Source organism: Okeania sp. SIO2F5 (genome assembly GCF_010692685.1).
Taxonomy (GTDB): domain Bacteria; phylum Cyanobacteriota; class Cyanobacteriia; order Cyanobacteriales; family Microcoleaceae; genus Okeania; species Okeania hirsuta.
Genome location: NZ_JAAHGU010000071.1, coordinates 17,948 through 33,493, shown reverse-complemented (window position 1 = coordinate 33,493; position 15,546 = coordinate 17,948). Strand labels below are relative to the sequence as shown.

The following is a 15,546-nucleotide window of genomic DNA, read 5'->3' as shown; positions in this document are numbered from 1 at the left end:
AAGGGCAAGCGTTAACTGGACAACGATTTTCTGACCACCACGAAAACCGCTCTCCTAACCTATAGTTGTACTGCCGACGCAACAATTCCAACCACAATTGAATAGTGGCTATTTGTTCTTTGTTGGGCCTTAATTTATATTGGTAGGCAGTCCGCATGGTGGAAAATTTGTAGAAATGTCCTTTCTTTGGCTAGGTTTTTCAAAGGTGATGGTCTTTAGAGCTAGTTCAGGTTTTTTTTATATAAAATCAAAAATAGAAATTAATATAGTTGAGCTGATTGGACTTTACTTGAAAGAGACTTTGAATAATTTTTTGTCCCTGGATGAGAGTAAAGTTTTGTCAGCTAGTTCTCTACATTTATCAAATTATATTATATTTTTTTTGAAATTAGCAAGCCTTCTTGTATCAAAAAATAGTTATATTGTCAATTATCCGACTGCTGTTTATCTGCTACAAATATCCTGCTCTAAATCAGATTTTTTAGTTTATCTCAACTAACATCAGTCAAAAGTAACAAAAATTCCTATAATCCTCGGCATCTACTACCTCTGTGTTTCCCTTACTAACCCAATATGACTTTTCTAATCTTCTTCATCGGGATGAGAGCTAAGAGAATTTTTATGAGGAAATAAAGTTTTCATCATCCTATTTACATAATCTTGTCCGTAGATTGGAGTTTTCGTGGTTTCAGGTGCTTCTTCTTGTAGTTGAGTTTTAGCCTGCTCAATTTTATTTTGAGTTTCTTCTTCATTTTTAGCTTTTTCTTGGTCTGGTGATGAAGAATTATTTGTTAATTCTTGATTAACAAGGGCATTAGAATTATCATTTTCAGGTTCAGTTTTTTTGAAAAATTGATAATTACTGTTTAGTCCTTGATGATTACCTGGATACTTAAAAGTACTTTTCTGAGCAATATTTTCTTCATCCAATTCAGAACTACTGCCTAATTCCTGATGATTATCTGGATAATTAAAAGTACTTTTCTGAGCAATATTTTCTTCACTCAATTCAGAACTACTGCCTAATTCCTGATGATTATCTGGATAATTAAAAGTACTTGTTTGAGCAATATTTTCTTCATCCAATTCAGAACTACTGCCTAATTCCTGATGATTATCTGGATAATTAAAAGTACTTGTTTGAGAAAGATTTTCTTCACTCAATTCAGAACTACTGCTTAATTCCGGGTCTACTGACAAATCATCATTACTTTTAGTAGTGGTTGTTATGTGTGGTGTTAAAACTGTTTGAGATGGAGGTTGAGATGGAGCTGTAGTAGAATTTTCTAAAATTTGTCGTCCAGACTCTCCTATAATAGAAGTAGGTTGTACAACTTGATTTGGTTCAACATCATGCTCTATAATCGTTGCCACTGAACCAATACAAGCATTAGCCCCTATTTTACTCTTACCAACTACTAACACTCCTGCACCAATGGTGACTCCCGACTCAACTTCAATGTTGCCCTGGTAAGCATGAAGAATAACTCCCATACCAATACAAACCCCTGTAGCAATAACTATCTGACAATCAGCAGCAGCTTGGAGAATGACACCAGATGCGATCGCAACATTCGGCTCAATTTTTACATCACCACTAACAAAAGGTTCAGTATTATCAATTGGTTGTAGTGGTGTAAACTGCATAAATACTCCTTTCAAATATCCGACTGAAAGTCAAAAGTTCCAACTTTGAACTTTTGACTTTCTGGTTTTTTTTACTTAGCCTTACCGTTAGGTTGCTGAATAATCATTTCTAAAACACGGCGTTTAGCTTGAGGGTCGATACCAATTAAGCGGACATATTCTCCCTCGTGTTGAGCTAGAGTTTCCTCAATAGCTGGGAAAACATCAGCATCACGTTTGCCATTAATTTGAGTATCAGTTTTCCAAGAGCTAGTCTTGAAACGGCGTTGGTCTGCATACTCTGTACCTATTTTGTAACCACTCGCAATTAAAGAGCGAACTTGTTCTACAACCTCTTGAGTTAGCTTCTGGGTACTAGCAGTAGCTGTTACACTATTATATGATGGTTGATAACTATTGCCTGCTCCATTAGAAACTGTAGGAACTACTTGGCGTTTGCCATTTGGCTCCTGAATCAATACTTCCAACACCCGACGTTTAGCTTGAGGATCGACACCAATTAAACGTACATATTCCCCACTATACTGTGCCAAAGCAGCTTCTAATTCCTCTATTGCTTGTGCAGTAGTCTGTGCCGAAATGGGAGCGCTCTGCCAAGAGCTAGTCTTAAAGCGACGTGCATTAGCGTGCTCTATGCCGATGCGATTTCCTTGATTAAATAGTGAACCTACTTGAGCTAAAACTTCCTGACTTAGTTCTGTCTTGAACCCACTGCCTTGACTCGATACACTGGTATGAGCAGTATTATAAATAGGAGGTTTACTATTACCTGCTCCATTAGAAGCTGTAGTAACTCCTTGGCGTTTGCCATTTGGCTCCTGAATCAATACTTCCAACACCCGACGTTTAGCAGCAGGATCGACACCAATTAAACGTACATATTCCCCACTATAATGTGCCAAAGCTGCTTCTAATTGCTCTATTGCTTGTGCAGTAGTCTGTGCCGAAATGGGAGCGCTCTGCCAAGAGCTAGTCTTAAAGCGACGTGCATTAGCGTGTTCTATGCTGACGCGATATCCTTGATTAAATAGGGAACCTACTTGAGCTAAAACGTCCTGACTTAATCCTGTGTTTAGCTTACTACCGTGGCTATTTGCAGGGGTTTTAGCAGTGAAAGAGGCAGCAGCAGATTGCTTAATAGGGCGATCGCCAGGCTGTTGAACTAATGTTTCTACAACACGACGTCTAGCTACAGGATCAACGCCTATCAAACGTACATATTCACCGCTATGTTCTGCCAAAAACTGCTCTATAGCTGGTAATACTTGTGAGGCACTGCTTTCTGAAATAGTCGGGCCATTTTGCCAAGAGCTAGTTTTAAAGCGACGTTCATTAGCATACTCAGTGCTAATTTTGTATCCTTGAGATAGCAAGGAGTTTACTTGGTCTACAATTTCTTGAGTTAATCCTGTGTTATTTGTTGTAGCAGGTTGACCGCCAAAAGCAGCGGGAACACTATAATTACCAGTAGTCGATTTTTGAGGAATTTTTTTGCCATCAGGCCGTTGAATCATAATTGGAGAAATTCGGCGTTTGGCTTTGGGGTCAATACCAAACAGACGTACATACTCTCCAGCGTGTTCTTCGACACAAGCTTCTAGAGCTGCTACTACTTCTGAGGAATTTTTGCTTTGAATTGGAGAACAAGTTTTCCAGGAACCAGTTTTGAAGCGACGAACATCAGCGTGTTCTGTGCCAATATCGTATCCTTGGGATACTAGCTGTCTCACTTGAGCAACTACTTCTGGGGTTAAAGAGCCAGTTGGTACTAAAGAAGATTTGTAACTGTAACCGTTACCGTTACCGTAATTATTATTCATGTCAGTTTTAATAGGGGTAATACAGGATGTATTTTTTGCACAGAGATAACCTTGTCGTAAAGATTCGTTAATTCCCACCACATGATGGCTAAATTCCAGATCGGCTGGTTGTACATCTGGCAAACGGTCTGCTTGCTGTTGATTTGTAATAATTGCTCCTGAAGGTACATACTTACCAGGAGCAATTTCTACGTCTTGGATGAGAGCATGGAGCATCACGATGCAGCCTTCACCAATACGGGCGTTAAATACTGTAGAGCGAAAGCCGATAAAAGATTCATCTCCGATATAGCAGGGGCCGTGAATTAGTGCTTTGTGGGTGATAGAAACATCTTTACCTATCCATACAGAATAGCTTTGGTTGTCATCTCCTACTACTCTTCCTTGTTCTAGGCCATGTATTACTACACCATCTTGGATATTGCTTCCTGCGCCGATAAAGAAGGGAGTACCTTCGTCAGCACGAATGGATGTACCGGGAGCTACTAATACATGGGATCCCATGCGAACATCTCCAATAACATTAGACATGGAGTGAACATAGGAGGTATTATCTATCTTTGGCTGTGCCAAACTTTTTGACCAGGGGGTTGGTGGAGCCGCTTCGTTGCGGTGTGGCATATTTTTTTTTCTCCTTCAGCTAATTGTTGGATGTTAGTGTACTAAATAAATTTCTTGCAGTTCAAGATTTCAACATCCAACAGTTCAAGCTATTGGTAGTTAATGGACTGTTTAACGATATTGGTCTTTTTTACCGTAGATCATGCTATTGTCCACTGTGATTGTGTCAATAATTGCGACTACTCTGGCATCTATAGGCAGTTGTTCACTACGAGGTATTTCACGAGCTGCTCCGCCTCGACTAACCAGAACCCATTCATCTATTCCGGCTCCGACATTATCGGCAGCTACTTCATATTTAGGCAATGGATGGCCTTCTTCGTCTATGAATTGCAGCAGAAGTAGCTTTGTTCCTTGTAAACTAGGCTCTTTTTGGGTGCTAACAACAGTGCCACGAACTTTGGCAATTTGCATGATCTCTAATTTAATTACATGATTTTCAGATATGAGATTTTAGATTGAAACCTGAAAAGTTGTTTTTCACTCTCGGTTTTATTATGTGCTAGAATTTAGTCACTAATGCTCACTAATATCTTCTGCTTCTACCCAAAGGTGCTAGATTTTTCTAGTCTGTAGGATATTACGGTCATGCCTAACTGCCATAAAATACCCTTCAGCGTTCAGTAAATATTGACTGATTATTGCTGAGTGCTTTGATATATTTGCTGCGTCTCAGATATTTATCGCATCTAAAAAATTGCAGCTTTTAGTGGTCAGACTCAAAACAGAAACTATTTTACAGTTCCACAGTCAGGATTGAGGATTCAATAAACTCCAGAAGTTCACGAATGGAACTATATCTGTTGACGGTATACTCCATTTAACTCTTGTAGATCATAAAATCCTCATTCCAAGGAATACAGCTTTTAAAAGTAGGAAACTTATCTACTGTTGTTTGACTCTAGGAAACACCTTCTAGGTAAATTCTCTTTTTCAGTTCAATCTCAAAACCTGCTATCCGCAATCAAGTTATGGTCTATTTACTGGACGAACAGCGTTGGTGCTGTCACGAAATTGTTCTACTTCTTCTGTATAACGAATAGGTAAAACATACTCTAGGTTTTCATGGGGACGAGCGATGATATGGGTAGACATTGTTTGGCCTCCATTCACCCGCTTGACGTTATCAACTCCTGCTGCTACTGAAGCTTGTACTTCTGATACATCTCCGCGAATGATCACAGTTACCCGACCACTACCAATCTTTTCATAGCCAACAAGGGTGACTCGTGCAGCTTTCACCATTGCATCTGCTGCTTCTACGACTGCTGGAAAGCCTAGGGTTTCTACCATCCCGACGGCAATTGACATTATTCTTACTCCGTGATATTCTTTTGCTTTACTTGTATATGTATTGACTTTATCCTAGCTATGGCTATTTGGAATAATAATTGCTTTTCCAAATAATGCTCTAAGTTGGGGAGTGATTAATTCCTAAATTTACTAGAATTTTAGATGATAATTTTTGAAGGCTTTCCCTGGAATGGGCAATCTCTTAAATAATGATTGCCCTAAGATCTTAGGGTAAAGTTGGTGTTTTTTCTTACAGAACCTAAAGCACGATCCTAAAGCTTGTGAAAGTCAAGCATTATTGGTCACAGATGTAGATTTTTGATCTGCAAAGTTACTTAGTTCTAAGATTTTAATCATTATATTTGCAGTTATCTGCAAAAAAAACTTTTCATCAACCAGTTCTAGTCAAAATACTTGTAGTAATTCTCACTGCCTCAAATGAGTCTTGCTAACTAATAAGTTCGGAACTGATCGACTTCTTCAGTATATCGAATTGGCAATACATACTCTAAGTTTTCGTGGGGACGAGCAATGATATGAGTTGATACTACCTCACCACCGTTAACTCGTTTGGCTGATTCTATACCTGCAGCAACAGAAGCTTGTACTTCTGATACATCTCCTCGGACAATTACTGTTACACGAGCACTACCAATTTTTTCGTAACCGACCAGAGTAACTCTAGCTGCTTTAACCATAGCATCAGCAGCCTCTACTACCGCTGGAAACCCTCTAGTTTCAATCATTCCCACAGCAATTGGCATTTATTTTCCTCCTATTGACCAATAGTTAACTTAAGCATTGAGGCCAGTGTTGTCTCTAGATAGTTTTCAAGGGAATTCCCATTATTATGATTAAACCTATCAAATGCTATAGTTTTAGCATAGAGAAACATGGCATCGTTGACAATAGCAACTATCATCATAATTCATAATTGCAGGTATTTATAAAAATAAATTAGCTAAGATTGAAATCTTTGGACTTAATGACTTAATTACTAATTCTAGCGATCCTCAGCCTCCAGATACCAATCCTAAATTTTTTTTTATTACTTTTGGAACTATGGTCTGTAAGTAGCAAAAAAATCAGTACATATACTTATAATAAGTTGAACCTATATTAATAATATATATTTATTTTTAACAGTAAAGGTAAATAAATAATAAATCATGGAATTTCTGACTCAAAACTGTTGGTGGATACCTTTTTATGGTTTAATTGGAGCAATTTTGACTTTACCCTGGTCAACAGGGATAATTCAACGTACGGGACCACGGCCAGCAGCTTATTTTAATATCTTGATGACGTTATTGGCCTTTATTCATGGTTCCATTGTTTATCAAGCTGTTTGTCACCAAGAACCACGAGAAATCATATTCAACTGGCTACAAACGGCAGACCTCAACTTATCTTTTGCCTTTAATATCTCATCTGTAACCGTTGGAGCAATGGATGTTGTGACGGGTTTCAGTCTATTAGCCCAACTTTATGCTTTGGGATATTTAGAAAAGGATTGGGCGCTAGCCAGATTTTTTGGACTAATGGGATTTTTTGAGGCAGCAATGAGTGGCTTAACAATTAGTGACTCTTTGTTCATTTCCTATACTTTGCTAGAAATGCTGACTCTTTCTACTTATTTGTTAGTAGGTTTTTGGTATGCTCAACCCCTGGTCGTAACAGCAGCTAGAGATGCGTTTTTAACGAAGCGAGTCGGAGATGTTTTACTACTCATGGGAGTAGTTGCCATATCAGCTTTAGCTGGCAGTATGAATTTTACTGACCTATATGAATGGGCTGAAAGAGTAGAACTTTCTCCTATTACTGGTAATTTGTTAGGATTGGCTTTGATTGCGGGGCCAATAGGTAAATGCGCTCAATTTCCTCTGCATCTATGGTTGGATAAGGCAATGGAAGGGCCAAACCCAGCTTCAATTTTGCGGAATACTGTGGTGGTTGCCATGGGAGCTTATGTACTGATCCAAATGCAGCCGATTTTAATTATTGCTCCTATAGCTCTAGATGTATTAGTGGTGATCGGAACTATAACTGCGATCGGAGCTTCTCTTGTTGCTCTGGCTCAAATTGATCTTAAGCGTGCTTTGTCTCATTCTACCAGTGCTTACCTAGGTTTAGTGTTTATTTCTGTTGGTACACAATGGACTGGTTTTGGCTTGCTGTTACTATTAGCTCATTGCATTGCTAAAGCGCTATTATTTATGAGTGCTGGAGGGGTAATTTTGACTACAAATAGCCAAGATCTTACAGAAATGGGGGGTTTGGGGTCTCGAATGCCAGTTACGACAACTTCTTTCTTAGTAGGTACTGCAGGTTTAATCGGGTTATTACCTTTAGGGGGTTTCTGGGCGTTACGACAAGGTTTAGATGTGTTTTGGATTATCGATCCTTGGGTTGTACCTGTTTTGTTATTTGTTAATTTCCTGACTGCTTTAAATTTAACCCGTGTTTATCGTTTGGTGTTCTGGGGTGAATCTCAACCGAAAACGAAACGGGCACCAGAAGTTCCCTGGCCAATGGCTGTACCGATGGTATCGTTAATTATCGTTACTCTACTCACACCGATAATGATGCAACGGTTATCACTATTACCTGACTGGGGTTATATTAATATAGCTGTTGTGATTTTGTTAGTTGCATCTGGTTTGATTGGTGTTATTTTTGGTAGCATGATGGAGTTAGGCAGAATTTGGTCTCGACCAGTATATGCTCCTTTGCGTTTTGTTCAAGATTTGCTTGCTTATGATTTCTATATCGATCGTTTCTACGATGTAACTGTGGTATTTGCGGTTAGCCAACTTTCAAGGTTAAATGCTTGGGTTGACCGTTATATTGTTGATGGAGTTGTTAATTTAGTTGGTTTGGCAACGATTTTTAGTGGGGAGGGTTTGAAGTATGGGGTATCTGGTAAAGGTCAATCTTATGTGCTTACTATTCTGATAGGGGTTGGTGTCTTGGGGGTTTTGGCACTGTGGTTGATTGATTTTAGCTTTTGAAGGTAAGGAAGAATGAAGAAGGCAGAAGGGTTAGAGCGGAAGGGTTAGAGCGGAAGGGCGAAAAACGTTTTGGTATTAGTGCTTTTACTCAAGTTCTTATCCATAAATATTCAAATATTTCTTCCTGTTGCTTATTCCCTATTTTCTAGAGATATCTATTAGAGTTGTCGCTTTATAACTGAAAAAAATCCCAAAAACCTTGTTTTGTAAGGATTGTAGCTATTGGAAAATAAAAATGCTTGGAATTATTGCTCTGTCTAGGTTAGAGTGATTTTTTCCCTTTATTTAGCGACAACTCTATTATCAGGACTTATGCAGTTGAAGGTATTTCTGTCCGCAGCGACCGACACCGGAAGTAATTTCAAACACTACTTTTTCGTGCCTCGTGCGTCAGTCCTATTATATTAAACCTAAGTTTTGAGTATTTATAACGGTTTTCACAAGGTAAACTACAAAACTTGTGCCCTCTGCTTTTAAGCCAAAATTTCTGTATTTTATGTTAATGAAAACTTTCTACTCCCTGCTCCCTACTCCCTATTTTTTGGAGATATCTTATGAATAACTTTTCCCCTCAAACTGAAAAACTTAACTTCTGGACGAAATTAGCTTATGGTGCTGGCGATCTAGGTCCGGCAATTTGCGGTAATGTCCAGGTATTTTTCTTATTATTTTTCTTTACTAATGTTGCTGGTTTACCTGCTGGTATTGCGGGTAGTATTTTGATGATTGGTAAAATTTCTGATGCTATTAATGACCCGATAATTGGAGTGATGAGCGATCGCACTGTTCATCCTTGGGGTAGACGTTATCCTTGGATGGTTTTTGGTGCTATTCCTTTTGGGATTTTATTTTTTTTGCAGTGGATAGTTCCTAGTACTAATCAGTCTTTTTTATTTTGGTATTATGTGATAATTGCTATTTTATTTAATATTGCTTATACAGTTGTTAATCTTCCCTACGCTGCTTTGACTCCAGAGTTAACACAAAATTACCATGAACGAACAAGTTTAAATAGTTTCAGATTTGCTTTTTCTATTAGTGGTAGTATTCTTTCTTTGGTTCTTGCTCAATTGATTTTTTCTCTTTTCCCAGATAACCCTATTCAACAATTTATAGTTTTGGGTATAGTTTGTGCAATAATTGGTGTTTTACCTATTTATTGGTGTTTTTTGGGGACTCGCAAACGGACACTTACTGCTAATAAAAAACAGGAGGAAGGTAATAATGCTAATTTACCTATTGCTGAACAAATTCGAGTAGCTTTTAGTAATGGTCCGTTTTTATTTGTCATTGGAATTTATCTATGTTCTTGGTTGGGAGTACAGTTAACAGCTTCGATTTTGCCTTACTTTGTAATTAACTGGATGCAGTTACCAGAAGCAACTTTTCCTCAAGTGGCGATCGCTGTTCAAGGTACTGCTTTAACTATGTTATTTGTTTGGAGTTTTGTTAGTAAAAAACTGGGGAATAAAGCTGTTTATTTTATGGGTGTTTGTTTGTGGATAATTGCTCAGGGTGGGTTATTTTTTATTCAACCTGGACAGGTTGGTTTAATGTATTCTTTGGCAATAATGGCTGGTTTTGGAGTATCAACTGCTTATTTAGTTCCTTGGTCAATGATTCCTGATGTTATTGATTTGGATGAGTTAAATACTGGGCAAAGAAGGGAGGGAATTTTTTATTCTTTTATGGTTTTTTTGCAGAAGGTAGGGTTAGCTATTGGATTGTTTTTGGTAGGGGTAGCTTTGGATATTGCTGGGTTTATTGAAAGTGTTCCTGGGGAGACTCCACCTATTCAACCGGAGTCTGCTCTTTTGGCAATTCGGGTGGCAATTGGTCCGTTACCTACTGTGTTTTTAGTGGTTGGATTATTGTTGGCTTATTTATATCCTATTACGCGGGAAGTACATGATGAAATATTGTTGAAGTTGAAGGAAAAGAAAGAATAGGAAGGTGGTAGGTTTTAGGTGGTAGGTGGAAAGTCTAATAGACATCTCCAGAAAAAAGGGAATAGGGAATAGGGAATAGGGAATAGGGGGAAATAATTTATAATTTATGCTGATAATTGATTTTATTTTTAATTTTTGAAGATGTCTAATAAACATCTGGCGAAAAACAAATAAACCTTTGAATTAGAGGAAAATTTGGAAATAAAAAATAACCCTAAAAAAAACTTTTTATTTTCTTTTTAATAAACATATATTTATTACTAAAAAATGTGGCATAAAACCTCCATTTTTAAAGGTATAAAAAAGAGAATATTCCTTATTTCAAGCCTCCTTATTGCAGAGGTACTGATAACTTATAACTGAAATTACTGTTGCCTACTCCTGCAAAAAATCTATATCTTTTTCGGAGAAGTCTGATGCTGAAACAAATAACTTTAGAAAATTAGAAAAGTTTCCGTTATGCGGAATTATATATTGACCCTTTAACAGTTTTAATTGGTACTAATGCTAGTGGAAAATCTAATGTTGTTGATGCTTTGGATTTTTTGAATAGTATTATGCAAGGTACTTCAGTAGAAGCAGTATTAACAGGCGATCGCTTGACTCCAGGTATTAGAGGTGGGGTTGAGTGGGCAGTTAGAAAACCTGGAACAAAATTTAGTTTTCAAGTATTAGTAGATGGCAAAGATGAAGCTGCTGATTATCTTTATAAAATTACGATAGAAACTCAACCAACTATACAGGTAATAGATGAATCTTTAACTTTGATTGATAGTCAAAAACTCTCAGATAGTAATTCATTTCAGCAACTTTCTTTTATCTCCTTCAATCTTGGAAAAAATGGTCAAATATACTTGAAGATTTCAAAAAAAGAGAAAGAATATATTGAAAAATTTTATCCCACTTCTAATCCTTGGTTGGGTCGTTCTACAACACAGACTCCTTTCTATGAATTTGATAATGTTCATCAAATGATGCTTGCCGAAAGTATAGTACCAAATATCCTCAAAAATATTTTTATTTTAAATCCTATAACTTCCCAAATGCGGGATTATTCACCTCTATCAAAAAAGTTAGAAAGAGATGGTTCTAATATTGCGGGAGTTTTAGCAGCATTACCAGAAAAACAGAAAACTGAAGTAGAAGAATACTTATTAAAATATCTGGCAAAATTACCAGAAGGAGGTATGCGAAAAGTTTGGGCTGAAACTGTAGGAAGATTAGATAGCGATGCCATGCTTTACTGTGAATAAATCTGGCATCCTAGCCAACAACCAATGATAGTTGATGCTCGTGGAATGTCTGATGGAACTTTACGATTTTTGGCAATTTTAACAGCTATGTTAACTCAGCCAGAAAAAAGTTTAATTGTTATAGAAGAAGTAGATAATGGTTTGCATCCTTCTCGTGCTGGATTATTATTACAAATGTTAAGAGAAATTGGCGAACTGCGACAAATTGATGTTTTGGTTACAACTCATAATTCTGCTTTATTAGATGAACTAACTCCAAAATTTATTCCTTTTGTGATGGTAGCTTATCGAGATAAACAAACTGGAGAGAGTCAGTTAATTCCTTTAGAAGATATTGAAGATTTACCGAAGTTAATGGCATCAGGAACTTTAGGAAAAATTGCCAGTAAGGGTTTGATTGAGAAGAGTCTTAAAGCAGACTAGAAAGTATGAAAAAAGTGCTAATTATTGATACTTCAATTCTTTGTGTTTATTTTTGTGTTTATTTAGGTGTGCCTGGGAAGGAAACTTGTGGTTCTGAAGGTAATAAATGGGATAAGGTTAAAGTCTATGAAATTTTGGAAAAAGAGGAGAAAGCAAAGACTATTTTTGTTTTACCTTTAGCAGTAATTATTGAAACAGGTAATCATATTGCTCAAGCAAATAGTAAGCGTTATGAAATAGCTAAATAATTAGGAAATTTGATGAAACTAACTGCAGATAATCAAACTCCTTGGGCAGCATTTATAGAACAGTCAAAGTTATGGGATGCAGAAAATTTGAAGGATTTAGCTGATGAATTTCCGGATTTTGCTAGTCGAGGATTTGCATTAGGAGATGCTACAATTAAACGGATTTTTGACTATTATGTTGAGTTAGGATTTGAAGTGGAAATTTTGACTGGGGATAAAGTTTTAAAATCTTATGAACCCCCAAAACCTGAACTGATTCCTCGACGCAGAAAATAGAAAAAATAAAGCAGCAATATTTATATTTTTTGTAGATTAATTAGATTTAATTTTTAGCAATAAGCACTATGAAATTATCGTCGATCTAATATTATGTTCGGTTAAATATTTATAATAAAAAACTGGCACTTTGTAGGTTTGCTTGAAGCACGTTAGCGAAGCTTATCCGGAGGATAAACCCAACAATAATATTGGTATTGCTTAATCAAAGAATAAATTTTTTTTGGAATAGGTAAATCTCATATTTAATACTTCTAACTTGTTTTTTCTCCAAGCTTACAATTCATCCCACAAATATACAACTCCATCATATTGTATGTGTTGGGTTGCGCGTTGGCGGAGCCTAGCGGCAGCTATATCGCTTAATTTAACCTACTGTATTATAATAGTTGAAAAAGTTGGTTTAAAGATTCAGGAGTAAGGATGAATGCCAGCTAAAGACTTTTATCACGATATAGTAAAAAATGCCTTGATTAAGGATGGATGGACGATTACTAATGACCCCTATATTTTGAGTATTGGAAAAAGAGATTTGTTTGTTGATTTGGGAGTGGACAAATTACTTTCTGCTGAGAAGGGATTGAAAAAAATTGCTGTGGAGATTAAAAGCTTTACCAGTTTATCGCGAGTTAATGACTTAGAAAAAGCATTAGGTCAATATATTTTATACTACGATATTATACAAGATATTGAACCGGAGCGGTTACTATATTTAGCGATTACAGAAAGTATTTTTGAGGAGTTTTTTACTGAACCTATTGGTCAAATATTATTAAAAAATCAAAGGCTGAGTTTAATAACTTTTGATGCAAAACAGGAGGTTATTTGTCAATGGATATCATAAATAATTATCATCAAATTATTACTAAAATTTTGGGAGAATATTCTAGATTACCCTATGCTCACGGTAACTTAGAACGAAAGTTTATTGTTGGTGAAGACCACAAAAATTATTTATTATTAACAGTAGGATATTTAAAAGGAAAAAGAGTTCATGGTTGTGTAGTTCACTTGGAAATTATTAATGATAAAATTTGGATTCACGAAGATGGATTAGAAGATGGAATTGCGTTAGATTTAGTTATGGCAGGTATTCCTAAAAATAAAATTGTATTAGGTTTTCATCCGCCAGAAGTTCGACATTTGACAGAATTTGCAGTGAATTAATGGTATAAGTAAGAAAGAAGGAAGAAGGAAGAAGGAAGAAGGAAGAAGTGAAGAGGGAAGAAGGCTTTAGTTATCTAGAACAGAAGACTTAAAAGTCCAAAAAAACTTAAATTTTTTGTAGATATTCACTCTTGGGTTTACACGAACGATAAAGTGCGGACATGATATAAAATTAACTGGAACCGCTATTTTTCAGCATTCTTTTTTCACCCTTGGTACAACAGGCAATGAAGAAATAAACCTTTGAATATTTTTACTGAAGCAATGGATGCTTTTTGTACAGCTATTTCTCTCCATTTTTTTTTGATTAGTTGATATAACAATACTGATGTCTTTGCCTCTGAATAAAGATAATTTGGGTTATAGTCATTTAACTTTAGATTGAGACAAAGCTTTCTTGCTATGAGGGAGTTTCAGACGAAAAAACGTCTCATCTTTAAGTTAAACTACTATATATTGAAGCTCAAAAGTTGTGCAATGTAATGTCCCGATAATCAGCGATCAAAAAACCTTTTCCCTTTGAAGCTTTCTTTCCCTACTCCCCCACTCCCCTACTCCCCCACTCCCCTGCTCCCCCACTCCCTCCACCTAGTCACACTCAACTAAATTACCAGCAGAAACAAACCCAGACAAAGGAGAAGTAATTTCTACCCACTTACGTTTTTCTCCATTTCGGTCGGGAATTAAACGATAATTTTCCACAAGGGTAAGCTGACTATTCACAGGAACTTTTCCTTTATATTCGGATCGTCTAGTAGCATTTGTCCGTACTGCTAAACCGCGTGGTGCTTTTTTACTATCAATTTGACGACATAAATTTCGATCTACTTGTGATGTGGACTCATTAGGAGATGGTGTTTCTGTGGGCAAATTATCAACAGAAGTATTTTGATCGGAAGGTTCCGTTGGAGTTTCTGTAGCTACTTCAGAACATTCTATTAAATTATTTTCATTGCCTGGAAAACCTCTAGAAACAAACCCTGAAATAGGAGCAGTAATTTCTACCCAAGTACGACCTGCTGGACCTCTAATATTGCGATAACCTTCTATTAATTTCACTTGTTGATTTGCATCTACTGTACCTACTGTGGGAGAATTTGGGGTCGGTCTTTTTTGAACGATTAAACCTTGTTCGTCATTAACTTGACGACATAAACTAGCAGTTTCTTGAGATGTTTGAGCTATTTTCATGGTTGTAGCGATCGCTCTTTTGGGAACACCGAGGGCGATCGTTAGTATTAATGTTAGCAATGCCACTGGTTGATGCATATTTATTTTTTAAGTCAAAAGTAATTTCAAACTTAGTAGGTTGGGTGGAGGAACGTTAGCGCTAGCTTATCCGTTAGGATAAACCCAACATATATAGGATATAGAAGCCATTTGGTATCTATTTAAGAAGTTACAAGTTCAATACCCATCTGGGTTTTATGATTCTGGCAGTCATTTTTCATAATTTTTCGGTTTCCTGAACCCTTATAGTTGTTAGGCCTCTTAAAACGGCTTTCCTGAAGCCTTTGTATTTCAATAAAAGATACGGTTAGGGGTTCTATAGAACTTACGCAGGTACGTTACTAACGCCTCATCCCACAGCACCTGGTGCATTAGGTGTAAAATCGACCATTATTTCAGTAGTGGACTGACACATATTCAATGGTGCGTTACGCTGTCGCTAACACACCCTACTGGACTGACACGCCTAAAAATCTAGGTTGGGTTGAACGGCAGTGAAACCCAACAAAACTTTACTACTGTTGGGTTTATCCATTAGGATAAGCTGGCGCTAACGTTACTCAACCCAACCTACGCCTATTGCACTATTTTAGATGTGTCAGTCTACT

Annotated in this window: 16 protein-coding genes; 8 read left to right on the top strand and 8 right to left on the bottom strand. The window is 36.9% G+C overall.

Annotated elements, in window-relative coordinates:
• The 7 genes from F6K27_RS20350 to F6K27_RS20315 form a co-directional block, all read right to left on the bottom strand.
• Positions 1 to 157, bottom strand: a 157-nt coding sequence (locus tag F6K27_RS20350) for a helix-turn-helix domain-containing protein (RefSeq protein WP_287278175.1), incomplete at its 3' end; no start/stop codon positions are given.
• Between the two features lie 425 nt (positions 158 to 582).
• Positions 583 to 1,647, bottom strand: a complete 1,065-nt coding sequence (locus F6K27_RS20345) for a hypothetical protein (protein WP_287278171.1) — start codon at positions 1,645 to 1,647, stop codon at positions 583 to 585.
• A 71-nt stretch (positions 1,648 to 1,718) separates the two neighbouring features.
• On the bottom strand, positions 1,719 to 4,088 hold the full coding sequence (locus F6K27_RS20335; RefSeq protein ID WP_353736028.1) for a ribulose bisphosphate carboxylase small subunit: 2,370 nt from the start codon (positions 4,086 to 4,088) through the stop codon (positions 1,719 to 1,721).
• A gap of 111 nt (positions 4,089 to 4,199) precedes the next feature.
• Positions 4,200 to 4,502, bottom strand: coding sequence for a EutN/CcmL family microcompartment protein (locus tag F6K27_RS20330; RefSeq protein WP_124146614.1), 303 nt, complete (start codon positions 4,500 to 4,502; stop codon positions 4,200 to 4,202).
• A gap of 555 nt (positions 4,503 to 5,057) precedes the next feature.
• Complete coding sequence (locus tag F6K27_RS20325) at positions 5,058 to 5,399, bottom strand: carbon dioxide-concentrating mechanism protein CcmK (protein WP_124146613.1); 342 nt, start codon at positions 5,397 to 5,399, stop codon at positions 5,058 to 5,060.
• Positions 5,400 to 5,833: 434 nt separating this feature from the next.
• A complete protein-coding gene (locus tag F6K27_RS20320) occupies positions 5,834 to 6,145 on the bottom strand; it encodes a carbon dioxide-concentrating mechanism protein CcmK (protein WP_124146612.1) in 312 nt (103 codons plus the stop codon).
• Positions 6,146 to 6,156: 11 nt separating this feature from the next.
• On the bottom strand, positions 6,157 to 6,306 hold the full coding sequence (locus F6K27_RS20315; RefSeq protein ID WP_161564658.1) for a hypothetical protein: 150 nt from the start codon (positions 6,304 to 6,306) through the stop codon (positions 6,157 to 6,159).
• Between the two features lie 241 nt (positions 6,307 to 6,547).
• Here F6K27_RS20315 and F6K27_RS20310 point away from each other — a divergent pair, with 241 nt between their 5' ends.
• From F6K27_RS20310 to F6K27_RS20275, 8 genes are all read left to right on the top strand, one after another.
• On the top strand, positions 6,548 to 8,392 hold the full coding sequence (locus tag F6K27_RS20310; protein ID WP_287241663.1) for an NAD(P)H-quinone oxidoreductase subunit F: 1,845 nt from the start codon (positions 6,548 to 6,550) through the stop codon (positions 8,390 to 8,392).
• 554 nt (positions 8,393 to 8,946) lie between these two features.
• Positions 8,947 to 10,341: an MFS transporter gene (locus tag F6K27_RS20305; RefSeq protein WP_287278169.1), complete on the top strand. Its 1,395-nt coding sequence runs from the start codon at positions 8,947 to 8,949 to the stop codon at positions 10,339 to 10,341.
• Between the two features lie 473 nt (positions 10,342 to 10,814).
• Complete coding sequence (locus tag F6K27_RS20300; RefSeq protein ID WP_375339697.1) at positions 10,815 to 11,594, top strand: AAA family ATPase; 780 nt, start codon at positions 10,815 to 10,817, stop codon at positions 11,592 to 11,594.
• Positions 11,595 to 11,618: 24 nt separating this feature from the next.
• A complete protein-coding gene (locus F6K27_RS20295; RefSeq protein WP_287278168.1) occupies positions 11,619 to 12,017 on the top strand; it encodes an AAA family ATPase in 399 nt (132 codons plus the stop codon).
• A gap of 5 nt (positions 12,018 to 12,022) precedes the next feature.
• Positions 12,023 to 12,265: a hypothetical protein gene (locus F6K27_RS20290; protein WP_287278167.1), complete on the top strand. Its 243-nt coding sequence runs from the start codon at positions 12,023 to 12,025 to the stop codon at positions 12,263 to 12,265.
• Between the two features lie 12 nt (positions 12,266 to 12,277).
• The gene (locus F6K27_RS20285; protein WP_287278165.1) at positions 12,278 to 12,541 is read left to right on the top strand and encodes a hypothetical protein; all 264 of its coding nucleotides are present in this window, start codon (positions 12,278 to 12,280) and stop codon (positions 12,539 to 12,541) included.
• 427 nt (positions 12,542 to 12,968) lie between these two features.
• Positions 12,969 to 13,385, top strand: coding sequence for a XisH family protein (locus tag F6K27_RS20280; RefSeq protein WP_287241640.1), 417 nt, complete (start codon positions 12,969 to 12,971; stop codon positions 13,383 to 13,385).
• Positions 13,373 to 13,708, top strand: coding sequence for a XisI protein (locus F6K27_RS20275; RefSeq protein ID WP_287278163.1), 336 nt, complete (start codon positions 13,373 to 13,375; stop codon positions 13,706 to 13,708). The genes F6K27_RS20280 and F6K27_RS20275 overlap by 13 nt, the downstream gene beginning before the upstream one ends.
• Before the next feature lie 588 nt (positions 13,709 to 14,296).
• Here F6K27_RS20275 and F6K27_RS20270 read toward each other — a convergent pair.
• Positions 14,297 to 14,977, bottom strand: coding sequence for an SH3 domain-containing protein (locus F6K27_RS20270; protein ID WP_124144809.1), 681 nt, complete (start codon positions 14,975 to 14,977; stop codon positions 14,297 to 14,299).
• Positions 14,978 to 15,546: the final 569 nt, after the last annotated feature.

What these genes read in the sequence shown, in the direction of transcription:
- F6K27_RS20345 (WP_287278171.1), bottom strand. Translation starts at nt 1,647, where the DNA reads ATGCAGTTTACACCACTACAACCAATTGATAATACTGAACCTTTTGTT.
- F6K27_RS20335 (WP_353736028.1), bottom strand. Translation starts at nt 4,088, where the DNA reads ATGCCACACCGCAACGAAGCGGCTCCACCAACCCCCTGGTCAAAAAGT.
- F6K27_RS20330 (WP_124146614.1), bottom strand. Translation starts at nt 4,502, where the DNA reads ATGCAAATTGCCAAAGTTCGTGGCACTGTTGTTAGCACCCAAAAAGAG.
- F6K27_RS20325 (WP_124146613.1), bottom strand. Translation starts at nt 5,399, where the DNA reads ATGTCAATTGCCGTCGGGATGGTAGAAACCCTAGGCTTTCCAGCAGTC.
- F6K27_RS20320 (WP_124146612.1), bottom strand. Translation starts at nt 6,145, where the DNA reads ATGCCAATTGCTGTGGGAATGATTGAAACTAGAGGGTTTCCAGCGGTA.
- F6K27_RS20315 (WP_161564658.1), bottom strand. Translation starts at nt 6,306, where the DNA reads ATGATGATAGTTGCTATTGTCAACGATGCCATGTTTCTCTATGCTAAA.
- F6K27_RS20305 (WP_287278169.1), top strand. Translation starts at nt 8,947, where the DNA reads ATGAATAACTTTTCCCCTCAAACTGAAAAACTTAACTTCTGGACGAAA.
- F6K27_RS20295 (WP_287278168.1), top strand. Translation starts at nt 11,619, where the DNA reads ATGATAGTTGATGCTCGTGGAATGTCTGATGGAACTTTACGATTTTTG.
- F6K27_RS20290 (WP_287278167.1), top strand. Translation starts at nt 12,023, where the DNA reads ATGAAAAAAGTGCTAATTATTGATACTTCAATTCTTTGTGTTTATTTT.
- F6K27_RS20285 (WP_287278165.1), top strand. Translation starts at nt 12,278, where the DNA reads ATGAAACTAACTGCAGATAATCAAACTCCTTGGGCAGCATTTATAGAA.
- F6K27_RS20280 (WP_287241640.1), top strand. Translation starts at nt 12,969, where the DNA reads ATGCCAGCTAAAGACTTTTATCACGATATAGTAAAAAATGCCTTGATT.
- F6K27_RS20275 (WP_287278163.1), top strand. Translation starts at nt 13,373, where the DNA reads ATGGATATCATAAATAATTATCATCAAATTATTACTAAAATTTTGGGA.
- F6K27_RS20270 (WP_124144809.1), bottom strand. Translation starts at nt 14,977, where the DNA reads ATGCATCAACCAGTGGCATTGCTAACATTAATACTAACGATCGCCCTC.